1 pseudogene is annotated in these 244 nt (G+C 34.8%); it reads right to left on the minus strand.

Features of this window, described 5'->3' with window-relative positions:
* Positions 1-244, minus strand: a pseudogene (locus tag ACY2RS_RS15755) (glutamine--fructose-6-phosphate transaminase (isomerizing)); the annotation flags it as partial.

Raw genomic sequence — 244 nt, forward strand, 5'->3', positions numbered from 1 at the left:
TAGGCACCAACAACTTGGTTTAGTGCTATTTGCACTGCTTTTCCAAGTTTTACATCTTGTTCTTTGTTAATTTCGGCAATAAGGTTTACTAGTACTTCGGTATCTGTATCAGACTGGAAGGTATAACCTCTATTGATTAATTCGGTTTTAATAGAAGCATAGTTTTCTATAGTTCCATTATGAATAATCAATAAATCACCACTATTTGAGTAGTGTGGGTATGGATTTACGTCGTTTGGCACAC

The sequence above is a fragment of the Patiriisocius sp. 208BN25-11 genome, from assembly GCF_058147145.1.